This window comes from Pseudomonas sp. WC2 (assembly GCF_050586545.1).
In the GTDB taxonomy this organism is placed as follows: domain Bacteria; phylum Pseudomonadota; class Gammaproteobacteria; order Pseudomonadales; family Pseudomonadaceae; genus Aquipseudomonas.
In genome coordinates, this window is the sequence record NZ_JBOBDR010000003.1 from 194,620 (window position 1) to 210,365 (window position 15,746).

At 60.2% G+C, this 15,746-nt stretch carries 16 protein-coding genes; 11 read left to right on the forward strand and 5 right to left on the reverse strand.

Annotation, left to right across the window (positions count from 1 at the left end):
• The first annotated feature begins 3 nt into the window (after positions 1-3).
• The 6 genes from ACQ4OE_RS04755 (at position 4) to ACQ4OE_RS04780 (ending at position 5,459) form a co-directional block, all read left to right on the forward strand.
• Positions 4-867 carry a putative selenate ABC transporter substrate-binding protein gene (locus tag ACQ4OE_RS04755; RefSeq protein ID WP_430945894.1) on the forward strand — a complete coding sequence of 288 codons (864 nt, stop codon included), beginning with the start codon at positions 4-6 and terminating at the stop codon, positions 865-867.
• Complete coding sequence (locus ACQ4OE_RS04760; protein ID WP_430945895.1) at positions 864-1,661, forward strand: phosphonate ABC transporter ATP-binding protein; 798 nt, start codon at positions 864-866, stop codon at positions 1,659-1,661. The genes ACQ4OE_RS04755 and ACQ4OE_RS04760 overlap by 4 nt, the downstream gene beginning before the upstream one ends.
• Positions 1,655-2,479, forward strand: a complete 825-nt coding sequence (locus ACQ4OE_RS04765; protein ID WP_430945896.1) for a PhnE/PtxC family ABC transporter permease — start codon at positions 1,655-1,657, stop codon at positions 2,477-2,479. The genes ACQ4OE_RS04760 and ACQ4OE_RS04765 overlap by 7 nt, the downstream gene beginning before the upstream one ends.
• Complete coding sequence (gene phnE, locus ACQ4OE_RS04770; RefSeq protein ID WP_430945897.1) at positions 2,476-3,243, forward strand: phosphonate ABC transporter, permease protein PhnE; 768 nt, start codon at positions 2,476-2,478, stop codon at positions 3,241-3,243. Before ACQ4OE_RS04765 ends, phnE begins: the two co-directional genes overlap by 4 nt.
• 178 nt (positions 3,244-3,421) lie before the next feature.
• The gene (locus ACQ4OE_RS04775) at positions 3,422-5,101 is read left to right on the forward strand and encodes an MFS transporter (RefSeq protein ID WP_430945898.1); all 1,680 of its coding nucleotides are present in this window, start codon (positions 3,422-3,424) and stop codon (positions 5,099-5,101) included.
• Between the two features lie 139 nt (positions 5,102-5,240).
• Positions 5,241-5,459 carry a hypothetical protein gene (locus ACQ4OE_RS04780; protein ID WP_430945899.1) on the forward strand — a complete coding sequence of 73 codons (219 nt, stop codon included), beginning with the start codon at positions 5,241-5,243 and terminating at the stop codon, positions 5,457-5,459.
• Positions 5,460-5,486: 27 nt separating this feature from the next.
• On the opposite strand, the gene ACQ4OE_RS04785 is transcribed toward ACQ4OE_RS04780, so the two are convergent.
• The 3 genes from ACQ4OE_RS04785 to ACQ4OE_RS04795 all read right to left on the reverse strand — a co-directional run bounded on the left by ACQ4OE_RS04785 (position 5,487) and on the right by ACQ4OE_RS04795 (position 8,437).
• On the reverse strand, positions 5,487-6,203 hold the full coding sequence (locus tag ACQ4OE_RS04785) for a DUF72 domain-containing protein (RefSeq protein ID WP_430945900.1): 717 nt from the start codon (positions 6,201-6,203) through the stop codon (positions 5,487-5,489).
• A 4-nt stretch (positions 6,204-6,207) separates the two neighbouring features.
• Entirely contained in the window at positions 6,208-7,998 is a 1,791-nt protein-coding gene (locus tag ACQ4OE_RS04790) for a thiamine pyrophosphate-requiring protein (protein WP_430945901.1), read from the reverse strand.
• 166 nt (positions 7,999-8,164) lie between these two features.
• A complete protein-coding gene (locus ACQ4OE_RS04795; RefSeq protein WP_122595668.1) occupies positions 8,165-8,437 on the reverse strand; it encodes a DUF2798 domain-containing protein in 273 nt (90 codons plus the stop codon).
• Positions 8,438-8,564: 127 nt separating this feature from the next.
• Here ACQ4OE_RS04795 and ACQ4OE_RS04800 point away from each other — a divergent pair, with 127 nt between their 5' ends.
• The 4 genes from ACQ4OE_RS04800 (at position 8,565) to ACQ4OE_RS04815 (ending at position 14,129) form a co-directional block, all read left to right on the forward strand.
• Complete coding sequence (locus tag ACQ4OE_RS04800) at positions 8,565-9,479, forward strand: LysR substrate-binding domain-containing protein (RefSeq protein WP_430945902.1); 915 nt, start codon at positions 8,565-8,567, stop codon at positions 9,477-9,479.
• 90 nt (positions 9,480-9,569) lie between these two features.
• Positions 9,570-10,409 (forward strand): glutathione-dependent disulfide-bond oxidoreductase, encoded by an 840-nt coding sequence (gene yghU, locus ACQ4OE_RS04805; RefSeq protein WP_430945903.1) that lies wholly within the window; start codon positions 9,570-9,572, stop codon positions 10,407-10,409.
• 302 nt (positions 10,410-10,711) lie between these two features.
• A complete protein-coding gene (locus ACQ4OE_RS04810) occupies positions 10,712-12,865 on the forward strand; it encodes a TonB-dependent siderophore receptor (RefSeq protein ID WP_122595665.1) in 2,154 nt (717 codons plus the stop codon).
• Between the two features lie 70 nt (positions 12,866-12,935).
• Entirely contained in the window at positions 12,936-14,129 is a 1,194-nt protein-coding gene (locus ACQ4OE_RS04815) for a sensor histidine kinase (RefSeq protein WP_122595664.1), read from the forward strand.
• 104 nt (positions 14,130-14,233) lie between these two features.
• Here ACQ4OE_RS04815 and ACQ4OE_RS04820 read toward each other — a convergent pair whose 3' ends face one another.
• On the reverse strand, positions 14,234-14,575 hold the full coding sequence (locus ACQ4OE_RS04820; RefSeq protein ID WP_430945904.1) for a hypothetical protein: 342 nt from the start codon (positions 14,573-14,575) through the stop codon (positions 14,234-14,236).
• An 84-nt stretch (positions 14,576-14,659) separates the two neighbouring features.
• Entirely contained in the window at positions 14,660-15,304 is a 645-nt protein-coding gene (locus tag ACQ4OE_RS04825) for an ATPase (protein WP_430945905.1), read from the reverse strand.
• Between the two features lie 169 nt (positions 15,305-15,473).
• Between ACQ4OE_RS04825 and ACQ4OE_RS04830 the strand changes: the two genes are divergently transcribed.
• Entirely contained in the window at positions 15,474-15,722 is a 249-nt protein-coding gene (locus ACQ4OE_RS04830) for a hypothetical protein (protein WP_122595661.1), read from the forward strand.
• Positions 15,723-15,746 lie beyond the last annotated feature (24 nt).

A 15,746-nucleotide genomic window follows, 5' to 3' on the forward strand; every position in this document is an offset into this window, starting at 1 on the left:
TCCATGTTCAAACGAACTCTGGCACTGACCGCCGGCCTGGCCCTGTCTTTTTCTGCACTGGCTGCACAAGCCGCCGACGTACTGCGCGTCAGCGCGATTCCCGATGAAGCCCCGACCGAACTGCTGCGCAAGTTCGAACCGCTGGGTGCCTATCTGGAGCAGCAACTGGGCATGAAGGTAAAGTTCGTGCCGGTGGCCGATTACCCGGCGGTGGTTGAAGCGCTGGCGACCGATCGCCTCGACATGGCCTGGCTCGGCGGTTTCACCTTCGTTCAGGCGCGTTTGAAGACCGACGCCACCACCCCGGTGATCCCGCTGGTGCAGCGTGAGCAGGATGCGCAGTTCACCAGTAAATTCATCACCGCTGACCCGAATGTGCACAGCCTCGCCGATCTGAAAGGCAAGACCTTTGCCTTCGGTTCCGTGTCGTCGACGTCGGGCAGCTTGATGCCGCGCTACTTCATGCTGAAAAACGACAACATCAAGCCAGAAGCCTATTTCAGCCGTGTCGCCTATTCCGGCGCCCACGACGCCACCGTCGCCTGGGTGCAGGCCGGCAAGGTTGACGCCGGTGTGCTGAACGCCAGTGTCTGGCAGAAACTGGTCGACGCCGGCAAGGTCGACACCAACAAAGTCAAGGTCTTCGCCACCACGCCGACCTATTTCGATTACAACTGGACCGTACGCGGCACCTTGGATCCGGCGCTCGCGGCGAAGATCAAAAAAGCCTTCCTTGATCTGGACCCGGCCAACCCGGAGCAGAAGAAGATTCTCGATCTGCAAGCCGCCAGCCGTTTCATCGACACCAAGCCTGAGAACTACAAGGGCATCGAGGAAGCCGCCCGCGCCGCCGAACTGCTGAAATGACCCTGAGCCTCAACCAGGGCAGCCTGCGCCACGCCAACGGAGTCGACGCCCTGCGCGGTGTCGACTTGCACATCGGCGCTGGTGAACAGGTCGCCATCATTGGCCCGTCCGGGGCCGGCAAATCGAGTCTGCTCAACCTGCTGGCCACCGCATTGCGGCCCAGCAGCGGTGAGCTGGAAGTATTGGGTGAACGTGCCTGGCACTTGTCCGCCCGCCAACGCCAACGCTTGCGCGCGCGCATCGGCCTGGTGCATCAGGCTCCGCCCCTGCCACCGCGTCAGCGCGTGGTTACCGCGGTGCTGGCCGGAAAACTCGGCCAGTGGAGCCTGGGCAAAAGCCTGTTGAATCTTCTGCATCCACTGGACGTGGTCGGTGCCCGCGCGGCATTGGCGCGGCTGGATCTGGGCGACAAACTCTTCGCCCATTGCCAGCAACTGTCCGGCGGCCAACTGCAACGTGTCGGCATCGCTCGGGTGTTGTATCAGGCGCCGGAGATTCTGTTGGCCGATGAGCCGGTGTCGGCCATGGATCCGGTCATGGCCGGGCACACGCTGTCGATCCTGTCGCGGCATGCGCGCGAACATAACGTCACTTTGATCGCGAGCCTGCATGCGGTCGATCTGGCGTTGTCGCACTTCCCGCGGGTGATTGGCTTGCGTGACGGGCAGATTCTGTTCGACAGCCCGTCCGGCGAAGTCACTCCCTCGATGCTCGATGCGCTGTACGCCAATGAAAAACTGCAATCGCCGACCGCTGCGGTGGCGCCTGTGACTGTGCAGATTCCACGATGCTGAAGGCCGATTCACGGGATCCCGCTGCATGGCCACGACTGCTGCTGACGTTGTTGGCGATTGCCTTGCTATGGCCGGGCATTCAGCTCAGCGAACTGGATCTGGGCGTACTGCTGCCCGGCAGCCAGAACGAAATGGGCCGGTTTGTGGCGCAATTCTGGCCACCCGCGCACGACGAAGCGTTTCTGCAGATCCTGTTCAAAGCGACTCTGCAAACCCTGGCGATTGCGACCGCAGGCATGGCGTTGGCTCTGCTGCTGGCGGTGCCGGCGAGTCTGATCGCCAGCCGCGCCTTGTCGCTGTCCGCCGCCTCGCGCGGCGGTGTGCCCAGCCGCTTGGGCCGTCTGCTGCGCTGGCCGGTTCGCGGCTTATTGATATTCCTGCGCAGCGTGCCGGAAATCGTCTGGGCGCTGCTGTTTGTCCGTGCGGTCGGCCTCGGCCCGGCGGCGGGTGTGCTGGCCATCGCTATCACTTACAGCGGCATGCTTGGCAAGGTTTACGCGGAGATTTTCGAGTCCACCAATCAGCGTCCGGCGCACGCGTTGTTGCAGGCTGGCAGTGGGCGACTGGCGGCGTTCGCCTACGGCACGCTGCCCAATGTCGGCGCGGAATTGCTGTCGTACACGGTGTATCGCTGGGAATGTGCGATCCGCGCTTCAGTGGTGATGGGGTTTGTTGGCGCTGGCGGGCTGGGGCAGCAGATCGATTTGTCGATCCGCATGTTCGCCGGCGGTGAAGTGGCGAGCATGTTGCTGACGTTCCTCCTGCTGGTGCTGGGCGCCGATCAACTCAGCCGCTTGCTGCGCTGGAGGCTGACATGAATCGCCTGATCAACCTGCTGCTGATCGCCGGCATCGCGGTCGCCGTCGTCGCTTCGTTCGCTTATCTGGGCCTGGACCTCGAAGAACTGGGCAGTGCCAACAGCCTCAAACAGATGGGCGCGTACATCCAGCGCTTTCTCAGCCCGGATCTGAGCGCGGCTTACCTCAAAGCCATCGTCCACGGTTCCCTGGAAACCCTGGCCATGTCGGCGCTCGGCACCTTGCTGGCCGCTGTGTTCGGCATCCTGATCGCTTTGCCGGCCGCCGGGCGGTTCGGCTGGCCGTTGCAAAGCGTTGCGCGTTTGCTGCTCAACGCTTTGCGGGCGATTCCGGAGCTGGTCTGGGCGGCGCTGATGGTGCTTGCTGCCGGCCTTGGCCCGAACGCGGGCACCCTCGCCCTCGCCTTGCACACCACGGGCGTGCTCGGGCGACTGTTCGCCGAAGCGCTGGAAAACACTCCGCCGCAACCGGCCGAAGCCATTCGTTTGCAAGGCAGTAATCCGGTCCTGGCTTTCTGCTACGGCACCTTGCCGAATCTCGCGCCGCAACTGCTCGCCTACATCCTGTACCGCTGGGAAAACAACATCCGCATGGCCAGCGTGCTGGGCTTTGTCGGTGCCGGCGGGCTCGGGCAGATGCTGTATGTCAGCCTCAGTCTGTTTCAGGAAGCCCAGGCCAGTACGGTCATCTTGGCGATGCTGGTGTTGGTGTTCATGGTCGACTGGTTGAGTGCCTGGAGTCGGCAGCGCTGGGTCAAGGCGTAGCGCCAGTGGATATCTGGCAAAAGCTGATTATGCTCAAGGAAACCTCGCGCATCCGTGCGGCGGTCTGACTGTGCAAGCTTCACGCGGAAACGATGACGGCATCTGCCACAAGGCCAGAGTGCGGTAAGCAGTAACGGGGGACTCCGGCCCACAACAATAAGCACGACGGAGAACACCCATGGCCACAATCGACACAGCATCCACCGGCAGTCCACCGCGCAGCGGCGGCATCACCAAAGAGGAGCGCAAGGTCATTTTCGCCTCCTCGCTCGGTACGGTTTTCGAGTGGTACGACTTTTACCTTTACGGCTCACTGGCAGCGATCATCGCCAAACATTTCTTTGCCGGCGTCAATGAAACCACCGCGTTCATCTTTGCCTTGCTCGCATTTGCCGCAGGCTTTGCCGTGCGGCCATTCGGTGCGATTGTGTTCGGGCGGCTCGGCGACATGATCGGACGCAAGCACACCTTTCTCATCACCATCGTCATCATGGGCGTCTCGACAGCCATTGTCGGTCTGTTGCCCGGTTACGCGACCATCGGCGTCGCCGCGCCGGTCATCCTGATCACTTTGCGTCTGCTACAAGGCTTGGCCCTGGGCGGTGAGTACGGTGGCGCAGCGACCTACGTGGCCGAACATGCGCCGCGCAATAGGCGGGGTTTTTTCACGTCGTGGATTCAAACCACCGCAACCCTCGGCCTGTTCCTGTCGCTGCTGGTGATTCTCGCCTGCCGCACCGCGCTGGGCACTGAAGCGTTCGAAGCCTGGGGCTGGCGCATTCCGTTTCTGCTGTCGATCCTGCTGCTGATCGTCTCGGTGTACATCCGCCTGCAACTGAGCGAGTCGCCGGTGTTCCAGAAAATGAAGGACGAAGGCAAGGCGTCGAAAGCGCCGCTGACTGAATCCTTCGCACGTTGGGACAACCTCAAAGTGGTGATCATGTCGCTGCTCGGCGGCACTGCCGGGCAAGCGGTGGTTTGGTACACCGGGCAGTTCTATGCGCTGTTCTTCCTCCTGCAAACACTGAAGATCGACCCGCAGACCGCCAACTTGTTGATCGCCGGCTCACTGCTGATCGGCACGCCGTTCTTCGTGATCTTCGGCAGCCTGTCCGATCGCATCGGACGCAAGCCGATCATCATGGTTGGCTGCATTCTGGCGGCGTTGACGTACTTCCCGATCTTTCATGCGCTGACCCAGTACGGTAACCCTGACGTGTTCATCGCTCAGGAGAAAAACCCGGTCAAAGTCATTGCCAACCCCGATCAGTGTTCGTTCCAATTCGATCCGGTGGGCAAGGCCAAATTCACCAGTTCCTGCGACCTGGCGAAGACCTTGCTGGCAAAACGCGCGATCCCTTATGAGAACGTGATCGCCGAACCGGGCACCGTTGCGCAAGTGCGCATCGGCGATAAAGTCGTCGAAAGTTTTGAAGGCAGTGCGCTGCCGGCTGCCGACTTCAAGACGCGCAACGATGCGTTTACCGCCACGTTGGGCACCGCGTTGAAAGAAGCCGGTTATCCGGAGAAAGCCGATCCGGCGAAAACCAATTACCCGATGGTGCTGCTCCTGCTGACCATTCTGGTGATTTACGTGACCATGGTTTACGGCCCCATCGCCGCGTGGCTGGTCGAGTTGTTCCCGACGCGCATCCGTTACACCTCGATGTCACTGCCCTATCACATCGGTAACGGCTGGTTTGGCGGGTTCCTGCCGACGGTGGCATTTGCCATGGTCGCGGCCACCGGGGATATCTATTACGGGCTGTGGTACCCGATCGTGATTGCGGTGATGACGGCGATCCTCGGCACGTTCTTCCTGCCGGAAACCAAGGATCGCGACATTCTTAAAGACTGACAATCGCTAGCAGGGCGAGCTCCCACAGGAATTTGTGGCAGCCAGCCCTGCTGTCGATGGCGGTTGCCGCACTGCGCAAAAATATCGAACGCCTGCCAAACCGTTGCCTCCAATGTTTACACCACTGGAGGTCACCACCATGAACAGCAAAGACAACAAAACCCCAAATGCGCCGCCTACCGATACGTCCGGCAAACCGGTCAACGTGGTCGAGCGCGACCTTGACGATCGTGACGATGACACCAAAGCAGTGGACGAAATCATCACGCCTTCGTCCACCCGCGTCAAAGAGCAGGATGCCGAAGAACTGCAGCGTAAGGTCGATGAGATCGAGCGCAAAGTGGCGGATGGCAACTGACCTTCTCTGCCATCTGAATTGATCGCGTCATCCGCTCAACAATACTGCCAGTGCCAACGCGTTAGCTGTCGCGGCGCCACTGGCGGTGTTGTCAAAAATGCACCAGATCGTAGCCCCCTGCGCCTCGGCAGCCTGCAAAGTCTTCGCAAGATCTTGCAGATAAGCGTCATCGTAAGCACTGTGATAAATGCGCGGTGAACCGTGTAGCCGCCAATACCGCGTCCCTTCCCAGCCAGCCGCTGACACGTCGTTGCTGATACGCGATGGATCGACGACTGCCTGAGCGATCCGATAAGCCGACAGCAGTGGTTCGGCCTTCACCCACGACTCATGACGAGGTTCCAGCGCCACGGCGCCGTCGTAGCGATGACGCAGTGCGCGGAAAAACCCCTCGGCGCAGACAGCATCAAACGCCAGTGACGGCGGCAACTGCAGGAGCAAACAGCCCAGGCGATCGCCGAGGCCGTTGCACTGCGACAGGAACTCGTCGAGCGCCGCCTCGCAATCGACCAGGCGGCGTTCGTGGCTGATGTGCTTGGGTAGCTTCACCGAAAAGCGAAAGCCTGCCGGCACCGATTCTGCCCAACGTTCATAGGTCGAGCGGCGATGCGGACGGTAGAACGAACTGTTGATTTCCGCACCGTTGAGCCGGGCGGCGTAGCGTTGCAGGTGCGTGCCCTCGGCCGGAAACTCCGGCCAGTGTTCGCGCCCCAGACTCCACCCGGCACAACCGATGAAAATCAATCGCTCACCGCTTCTTGCCGGGCAGGACAGAGCCGAGCACCTGCTTGGCGGTTTGCACCAGGATGCCCGCCTCGTCCGGGTCACCTTTGAGCAACGTCGTGGCGAATTTTTTCGCCTGCTCAAGTTTGATGTGCGGCGGCAGCGGCGGCACGTTCGGGTCAGTCTTGAACTCGATCAGCACCGGCACCTCCGAAGCCAAAGCCTGTTCCCAGGCGCCGGCGACATCCTCTTCGCGATCCACGAAAATCCCTTTCAGGCCGATGGAAATCGCAAACAAGTGATACGGCACGTCAGGAATGCTCTGCGAGGCGACGAATTTCGGATCGCCCTCCATCACCCGCTGTTCCCAGGTGACCTGATTGAGATCCTCGTTATTGAACACCGCGCAGATCCATTTCGGGCTCTGCCACTGCCGCCAGTATTTGGCGACGGTGATCAGCTCGGCCATGTTGTTCATCTGCATCGCCCCGTCGCCGACCAGCGCAATCACTGCGCGCTCGGGATAAGCGAATTTCGCCGCAATCGCATAGGGCACAGCGGCGCCCATCGAGGCGAGGCCGCCGGACAGCGAGCACTTCATGCCGCGACGAATCTTCAGATCGCGAGCGAACCAATTGGCGCAAGAGCCGGAATCGCTGGTGATGATCGCGTCATCCGGCACGCGCGGTGACAACTCATAGACCACGCGCTGGGGATTGACCGGATCAGCTTTGGCCATCGCGCGTCTTTCCAGGGTTTTCTCCCAACTGCCGCGCCAGCCTTCGATCTTTTTGCGCCACTTGCCCGAGGTCTTTTGCTCGAGCAGCGGCAGCAGCGCCGCGAGGGTTTCTGCCGAATCACCGACCAGATTGACTTCCATCGGATAGCGCAGGCTGAGCATGTCGGGCTGCAAATCGATCTGCACACCGCGCGCCTGACCTTCTTTGGGCAGGAACTCTGAGTACGGGAAACCCGAGCCAATCATCAGCAAGGTGTCGCATTCGTTCATCAGTTTGTAGCTGGGCTCGGTGCCAAGCAGACCGATACTGCCGGTGACCCAAGGCAGATCATCCGGCAACACCGCTTTGCCGAGCAGCGCTTTGGCAACGCCAGCCCCGAGTTTTTCAGCGATGGCGATGACTTCGTCGGTCGCCTCCAGAGCACCGGCGCCGACCAGAATCGCAACTTTCTCGCCCGCGTTCAGCACGTCTGCCGCTCGCTGCAAGTCAGCGTCGTAGGGCAGCACTTTCGGCTTGGTGTAACCGACGCCGGAATGCGCGGTGCCATGGGCACGGGCCGGGGCCTCGTATGCAAGATCCTGCAGATCATTGGGCAGGATCAGCGCGGTCACGCGGCGCTCACCTATCGCTGTACGCACCGCCCGGTCGAGCAGATGCCGCACTTGCGAAGGCGCCGAGGCCTGTTGCACGAAGGCACCCGCGACATCCTTGAACATCGAGACCAGATCGAGTTCCTGCTGATAGTGGCTGCCCAATGCGGTGCGCGCCTGCTGACCGACGATGGCCAGCACCGGCATGTGATCCATCCGCGCATCGTAGAGCCCGGTGATCAAGTGCGAAGCGCCGGGGCCTGAGGTGGCCATGCACACGCCCAGTTCGCCGGTGAATTTGGCGTGGGCCGAAGCCATGAACGCAGCCATTTCCTCGTGCCGCGCCTGAACGAATTCGATCTTGCCCTTGGCTCGATCGAGCGCCCCGAACACGCCGTTGATGCCGTCGCCCGGATACCCGAAGATCCGCGTGACGCCCCATTGGCTGAGCCGCTCAACCAGAAAATCTCCCACTGTCATTGTCATCTCGATCCTCGTCTTTTCGCCGATGTAAGGGTCTGGACAGTTGGGCGGACAGCGAAGTTTCGATTGATTTTCCAGCCTCGGTGTACACAGGGCTGTGAATGGATAGCGCCGCAGCGCCATTCGCGAGCAAGCTCGCTCCCACATTTGAAATGCGATCCCCGGTGCGTTAGCGCGGTGGATGCACGGTCAACGTCACCAGTTTGATCACGATCGGCCGAACCACCAGGATGCACAGAAACGCCACGGGCATCGCCGTTTTGTACGCGTGCAGCGCATTGCTCAGGTAATTGTTATCAATGCCAGCATTGGCAGCCGTGATCACCAGCGACATCAGAAACGCCATGATCGTCGCCATATAAAGCGCAAACACATAGGGCGTGGCACGATGGGAGAGCCGGCGACGGCGGATATAAACTGCTTCGGTGGCACGTTGATTCATAGGAACTTTTCCATCCAGTTGACAGGGAACGAGCACGTTAACAATGATGATTTGCGCCCACTAGACGCTCAAAGCTTGCTGCTTTATAAAGAAAACCTTACGAATCGAAAGCGATGGACGGACCCGAATGAACCTGTTGGCGGCGATTGCCAGTTTTATCAAAGTGGTCGAATCGGGCTCCATCGTCGGCGCGGCCAAGAGCTTGGGCATCAGTGCCGCGGCGGTCAGCCAGACGCTCAATCGCCTCGAAACGCACCTCGGTGTGCGCTTGCTGCAACGCACCACGCGCAGCCTGGCGCTGACAGAAAACGGTGCGGTGTATTACGAAAAGGTTCGGCGCATTGCGCAGGATCTGGAAGCGGCGCAAAGCGCAATCAGCAGCGATGAAACCGAACTGCAGGGCCGCTTGAGCATCGCCTCCACCGCTGCATTTGGCCGCCATGTGCTGGCGCCGTTGATTGCCGGTTTCGCCGCGCAACATCCGCGTCTGCTCATCGAACTCTCGACCACCGACAACAAAATCAACCACATTCAGGATCGCATCGACCTGAGCCTGCGCATCAAGCCGCAATTGGAGGACGGCATCGTCGCGCGCCAGATCGCCTCACTGCCGTTCATCCTCTGCGCCGCGCCAGCTTATCTGCAGCGCGCCGGTTGGCCGCGCTCCCCCGATGAACTCGAACACCACGCGTGCCTGGCGTTTCGCTACCCGCTGGACGGGCGTTTTCTGCGCTGGGGTTTCGTCCGCGACGGGCAGCGCAACGACGCCGACATCAATGCCACGGCGATCAGCGATGACATTGATGCGCTGGCGCACATGGCGGTCAACGGCGCGGGAATCACCCGCCTCGCCGAATTTGTCGCGGCGCCGCTGATCGAGCGTGGGCAATTGGTGTCGTTATTCGAAGACCACCACAGCGCGGTGATCGAGCCCATGGAGATCTACGCCTGCGTGCAGGAACGCGAGGCGATGACGCCGAAGGTCAGAGCGTTCGTGGACTATCTGACCGAACATCTGGCTGGACGCTGGCCTACGAGATGAACGATAACGTCACCATGCAATGCTATGCGCCGGGATCTTTCCGGTACGTGGCGATCAATGCTAAACCTGCCAACGATGAGGTCCGTTTCAATGAGCAAAGCGTCTTACGTTCCGCCCAAGGTCTGGAAAAACACCGCAGCGTCCGGCGGTCAATTCGCCAACATCAACCGCCCAACCGCCGGGCCGACCCATGACAAAGCCCTGCCGGTGGGCAAACAACCGTTGCAGCTGTACTCGCTGGCCACGCCGAACGGTGTGAAGGTCACGATTCTGCTGGAAGAGTTGCTCGCGCTCGGCCACACCGAGGCCGAGTACGACGCGTGGCTGATCCGCATTGGCGAGGGCGATCAGTTCTCTAGCGGCTTCGTCGAGATCAATCCGAACTCGAAGATTCCGGCGTTGCTGGATCGCAGCGTTGAACCGCCGGTTCGCGTGTTCGAATCCGGCGCGATTCTGCTGTATCTCGCGGAAAAATTCGGTGCTTTCCTGCCCAAGGATCCGGCCGGGCGTACTGAAACGCTGAACTGGCTGTTCTGGCAAATGGGCGCGGCGCCTTATCTGGGCGGCGGCTTCGGGCACTTCTATGCCTATGCGCCGGAGAAACTGGAATACCCGATCAACCGCTTCACCATGGAAGCCAAGCGGCAACTGGATGTGCTGAACCGGCGTCTGGCCGAAAGTGCCTACCTGGCCGGCGACGACTACACCATCGCCGACATCGCGGTGTGGCCGTGGTACGGGCAACTGGTGCGCAACAATATGTATTCAGCGGCGGAGTTTCTCGCGGCAGACGAATACACCCATGTGCAGCGTTGGGCCGAAGACATCGCCAAGCGTCCGGCGGTCATTCGCGGGCAGCGCGTTAACCGCACGTGGGGTGATGAAGACAGTCAGGTGCCGGAGCGGCATTCGGCTGACGATCTGAACTGAAACTACTTCCCAACAGGTCCATTTTTCATCAGCAGTGCCACCGGTCGAAGGCCCTTTTGACCGGTCGCTGCTGAGTCTTTCGTCCACCTCTGCAGCCCTCGATTTTCCCCGCCTTGACGGCAAAACGTCGTGCATTTCGTGCTGACGTTGTTTCGCCGTGCTTCCGCGCAAATGTGAAAAATTCATTAACTAACTGACTCGTATGCCTTTCTTCCGTTGATGCGATCTGAGACACTAATGAGAACAATTATTACATACGCTTGCATCAGATTCGTTTTCGTACCATTGGGGGAATCAGTTAGATGTCGTTTCACGCCAATCACCGCCGTTCGCACCTCTCGCCTAACCTGCTGGCACTCGCCATTTGCATGGCCGGCGCCACACCTGTTCTGGCCGAAGATACCGCGCCTGCCACGCTGGAACTCGGCGCCACCGAGATCGGCGCCACGCAAATGAGCAGCACCACCGAAGGCACGGACTCCTACACCACCGGCCCGATGCAGACCGCGACCAAATTGCCGCTGACCATGCGCGAAACGCCTCAAGCGGTGACGGTAATTACCCGTCAGCGCATGGACGATCAGAACATGACCAGCATCAATGACGTGGTTAGAGCGACGCCGGGGTTGTTCCTCAGTCAGTCCAGCGGCCCGGGTCGACAGACTTACAGCGCCCGCGGTTTCGACATCGACAACATCATGTACGACGGCCTGCCGAGCACCTACTCGCCATTCACCATGGCCGTGCAGCCTAACCTGGCCATGTTCGACCGCGTTGAAATCGTGCGCGGCGCGACCGGCCTCGTCACCGGCGCCGGCAACCCTTCGGCGGCGATCAACATGGTGCGCAAACGCCCGACGGCCACGCCGCAAGTGAGCCTTACCGGTGCGGCGGGCAGTTGGGATGATTACCGTGGCGAGCTCGACGCCTCCGGCCCGCTCAACGATAGCGGCACATTGCGTGGCCGCATCGTCGGCTCCTATCAAGGCGCCGACAGCTTCCGCGACAAAGAACAGAACGATCACGGCCTGTTTTACGCCATCGGTGAAGCCGACCTGAGCGAGAGCACCACCGCGACCCTCGGTTTCTCCCGTCAAAACGAGCAGACCAACTATTTCTGGGGTGGCTTGCCGATCGGCACTGATGGCCATCACCTCGACCTGCCCCGCTCCACCTACCCGGGCACGGATTGGGAAAACAAGAAGCTGCAGATCGACACCGTGTTCGGTGAAGTTGAACACCGCTTCGACAACGACTGGAAGCTGCACCTCGCCGGTTCGTCCTCAACGCTGAACGGCGAATTCTCCGGCACTTACCTGTCGCGCTACGCAGGTCCGCTGGAAACCACGGCCTATCAGTCGCACAACACCGATAAGCAAACCGCGTTCGACGCCTTTGCCAGCGGCCCGTTCGAAGCGTTCGGCCGCACCCACGAACTGGTCGTCGGCGCGAGCAACCGTGCTTACGATGCGACTTCCAAAGAATACGATCCGTACACCACGGCCTGGCCGATTGGCGCGCCGAAGCCTGACTTCGTGCGTGACGGCAAGACCCGCAGCGTCACCACTCAGGACGCCTTCTACCTGACCACTCGCCTGAGCCTGAGCGATCCACTGACGCTGATCCTCGGCAGCCGTCTCGACTGGTACGACTACGATGACCGCAGTGGCGATGGTGACTACAAAGTTACGCGCAACCTGACCCGTTATGCCGGCCTGATCTACAAGCTCGACGATCACCACTCGGTCTACGCCAGCTACACCGACATTTTCACCCCGCAAACCCAGAAAGATCTGTCCGGCAAACTGCTGGAGCCGATCGTCGGTGAGAACTACGAGGTCGGCATCAAGGGTGAATACTTCGACGGCGCGCTCAACGGCAGTGTGGCGGTGTTCCAGATCGACCAGACCAACCGCGCCACCCTTGCGGACAATCAGTTCGGCTGCCCGGTCATGACCTGTTACCAGGGTTCCGGCAAAGTCCGCAGCCAGGGTCTGGACGTCGAACTGCAAGGTGCGCTGACCGAGAACTGGCAAGTCGGCGCCGGCTACACCTACACCCGCGCCCACTACATCAAGGACGAAAACCCGGACAACAACAATCAGCGTTTCGACACCGACACGCCTGAGCACTTGTTCAAGGTTTCGACGATGTACCGCTTGCAGGGCCCGCTGGAGAAATTCCGCGTCGGCGGCAACGTCTACTGGCAGAGCCGCATGTACAACGACATCACCCTGGCCAATGGCGGCAGCTACCGTCTCGAACAAGGCGGCTATGCGGTCACCGACCTGATGGCCGGTTACGAGGTCAACAAACACCTGGACCTGCAGGTCAACGCCAACAACATCTTCGACCGTGAGTACTACTCGTCCATCGGCTCCGACGTGACCTGGGGCTCGACCGACAACTACGGCAATCCGCGCAGTTACATGCTGACGGCCAAATACAAGTTCTGACTCTGACGCATTAGTCATGGCTGGCAATAAGGGATAGTCTCTGCTTCGATACCCACTCGAAGCGCCAGCCATGACCAATCCCGTGTTCTCCTCCGACATTGAAGCCATCCGCAGCATTGACGCCGTGCCGGTCATCCTGAGCATGGTCAAGCACCTCACCGGCATGCGCTTTGCGGCGGTGGCGCGAGTCACCGACAAGAACTGGGTGGCGTGCGCGGTCGACGACTCGATCGATTTCGGGCTCATGCCCGGTGGCGAACTGGTACTCGAATCGACTATCTGCCATGAAATCCGCCAACACCAGCAGCCGGTCATTTTCGGCCATGCCAGCGCCCACCCGATTTTTTCCCTGCACCACACGCCAAAAACCTATGGCCTGGAAAGCTACATCTCCATTCCCATCGTCAAAGCCAATGGCGACTTTTTCGGCACGCTGTGCGCCATCGACTCAGTCCCGGCGAAGCTCGACGAGCCGGCCATCGCGAAAACGCTGACGCTGTTCGCCCAACTGATTGCGATGAGCCTCGACACGCAAAGCCGTCTCGAAGCGGCCAAGACCGAACTGAACAGCGCCAATGAATTGGGCCGGCTGCGCGAACAGTTCATCGCGGTACTCGGGCATGATCTGCGCACACCGTTGAGCGCCATTCGCATGAGCGCCGACCTGCTGGAAACCAGGACCGAAGAGAAACGCTCGCTCAATTTGCTTTCGGCGATCCGCAAAAGCTCGGTGCGCATGGGCGTATTGATCGAAAACATCCTCGACTTTGCCCGTGGACGCCTGGGCGACGGGATTCCGGTCCAGCGCAAACTGGTGGATGACCTGCAACAGACGCTGCAGCAAACCCTTGAAGAGGTGCAGGCTTCGCACCCGCGAGCGACGTTCACGCACACGCTGAACGTGCCGAGCGGGGTCTATTGCGATGCGCTGCGCATCAGCCAGTTGCTGTCCAATCTGCTGGGCAACGCGGCCACTCATGGCTCGATCAGTGCGCCGATCATCCTCAACGCTTACGCTGAGAACGATGAAATCGTGATTTCGCTGACCAACCAGGGCACGCCGATTTCGGCGCAATTGATGCCGCTGCTGTTCGAACCGTTTTCCCGGTCCGAAGCCGGGCAGCGTAACGAGGGATTGGGACTGGGGCTTTATATCGCTGCGCAGATTGCGGCGGCACACAGCGGCACGTTGAGCGTCACCTCAACCGCTGAATCGGGAACCTGCTTTGTCGCGCGGTTCCCGGCGCAGTTCAAGTGGGTGTGAATCCCCAGGCAAAAAAAACCCGCGACCGAATGACGGCGCGGGCAAAAAATTGGTTGGTTGCGGCCAACCAAAGGAGCTCTTTCAAATACGCGTAGAGGGCCAGATCAGATGCAATCCTGAGCCGCCCGCTCAAAACTCGAAGGCAAATAGTTAGTTGCCAGCAAATGACGCTCATACAGGAACACCTTGCCACCCGTGCCCGCCTTGTAAGCCTCCAGAATGTTGTCCGCCGAAATCTTGCTCGGCACCACAATCCGATAACTGCGCTGAGTCTGCGAAACCGTCGGGGTCATCGCGCTGCCCTGCAACTTCGGCACCACGCAATCAGCGTATTGCGCGGGCGTCTTGCTGGTCTGCAAGGTCAGGGTCGGGTTGTTCGGCGCAGAGGCGCAACCGGTTAGCAACAAAGCAGCGGCGGCCATGGCAGGCACGAAGAAAAGACGCATAGGGGTAATCCTGAAAATAAAGGTTCGGTTCAACCGGCAACGGTTCAGCCTCACGGAGCCGCCGTTACCATTTATGTTTTAGAGTCAGCTCGACGCTACCAGCGCCTTCAGCGACACATCGAATTGCTTCAGCGCGTTGAGTTGCAGGTCGCGCTGCTTGTCGATTTGCGCGGCAATCGCCGGCGCCGACTGGTTGTGCACCCACACCGACGGCAACTGTTTTTCCACCGCGCCTTCGGCTTTACCGATGTATTGCAGGTCGGCGTCGTAGAACCGCGCGGTAAAACGCGCTTCCACCAGACTGTTGCGCTGGGTCAGCAAGCGGTTGAAAGTGTCCAGCTTGACCACCACGTCCGGGTGCGCCTGAACCAGCGCATCGAGGTTGTCGTAGACCGTCACCGACAGGAACTGCTGCTGCAGCGAACTCACCAACCAGTCGATGGCCAGTTCCGGATCGGAGCTGCCAACGAAGGCTTGGCGAATCCGCGAATCCAGCGCGTCTTGCGCACCGTTGGCCGCCATGTCGTGGTAGCGCTCAAGGTATTGCAGGTTGTCCAGGGTGTTTTCGCTGAGCAACACGCCAACCGTCTGCGAATGTTGCAACACGGTGCTGCTCGCGGCGATGGCGGGAAGATGACAAGACCCGGCGTCGCCAGCGAAGGCCGGTGCAGTGGCAAGTGCTGCACCTGTCAGCAAGGCGGCCAAAGCCAGTCGGGTCAGAGTCTTCATCGCGCATATTCCTTGAGCGGCGTGTTCGATGGAGGCAATTTTCCGCCGATCGCCAACAAAGCAGAACTTGCGTTTAGTGATGGTCACTATTACTTCTAGCAATAGTTGCGCGACGTGCAGACTGATACACACTCACTACAAATAGAAAAACAGCAGCGAGGAAGCTTCCTTGAGAACATTTGACCTGATCCGCGACGCGGTTTTGCCCGACTTTCGTGAGCGTGTGGCCGAATACCTGGTCCAGTACGAAAGCGTGCTGCTCGACAAGAACCCCGCCGACCCGCAGCTCATCCAGGACACCGCCAATCAATTGCGCGGCTATTTGCGTGGTTTGAACACCACCCGCGTGCTCGGCATGGCTTACTGGGAAGAGCTTGATCGTCGAGTCGTCGACACTTGGCTGACGCCGTCGCAGTGACCGATAGGCGCAGCCGCAAAATGC

Coding starts and splice junctions, on each gene's coding strand:
- ACQ4OE_RS04810 (WP_122595665.1), top strand. CDS start 10,712: ATGTCGTTTCACGCCAATCACCGCCGTTCGCACCTCTCGCCTAACCTG.
- ACQ4OE_RS04815 (WP_122595664.1), top strand. CDS start 12,936: ATGACCAATCCCGTGTTCTCCTCCGACATTGAAGCCATCCGCAGCATT.
- ACQ4OE_RS04820 (WP_430945904.1), bottom strand. CDS start 14,575: ATGCGTCTTTTCTTCGTGCCTGCCATGGCCGCCGCTGCTTTGTTGCTA.
- ACQ4OE_RS04755 (WP_430945894.1), top strand. CDS start 4: ATGTTCAAACGAACTCTGGCACTGACCGCCGGCCTGGCCCTGTCTTTT.
- phnE (WP_430945897.1), top strand. CDS start 2,476: ATGAATCGCCTGATCAACCTGCTGCTGATCGCCGGCATCGCGGTCGCC.
- ACQ4OE_RS04825 (WP_430945905.1), bottom strand. CDS start 15,304: ATGAAGACTCTGACCCGACTGGCTTTGGCCGCCTTGCTGACAGGTGCA.
- ACQ4OE_RS04780 (WP_430945899.1), top strand. CDS start 5,241: ATGAACAGCAAAGACAACAAAACCCCAAATGCGCCGCCTACCGATACG.
- ACQ4OE_RS04800 (WP_430945902.1), top strand. CDS start 8,565: ATGAACCTGTTGGCGGCGATTGCCAGTTTTATCAAAGTGGTCGAATCG.
- ACQ4OE_RS04760 (WP_430945895.1), top strand. CDS start 864: ATGACCCTGAGCCTCAACCAGGGCAGCCTGCGCCACGCCAACGGAGTC.
- ACQ4OE_RS04790 (WP_430945901.1), bottom strand. CDS start 7,998: ATGACAATGACAGTGGGAGATTTTCTGGTTGAGCGGCTCAGCCAATGG.
- ACQ4OE_RS04795 (WP_122595668.1), bottom strand. CDS start 8,437: ATGAATCAACGTGCCACCGAAGCAGTTTATATCCGCCGTCGCCGGCTC.
- ACQ4OE_RS04775 (WP_430945898.1), top strand. CDS start 3,422: ATGGCCACAATCGACACAGCATCCACCGGCAGTCCACCGCGCAGCGGC.
- ACQ4OE_RS04765 (WP_430945896.1), top strand. CDS start 1,655: ATGCTGAAGGCCGATTCACGGGATCCCGCTGCATGGCCACGACTGCTG.
- yghU (WP_430945903.1), top strand. CDS start 9,570: ATGAGCAAAGCGTCTTACGTTCCGCCCAAGGTCTGGAAAAACACCGCA.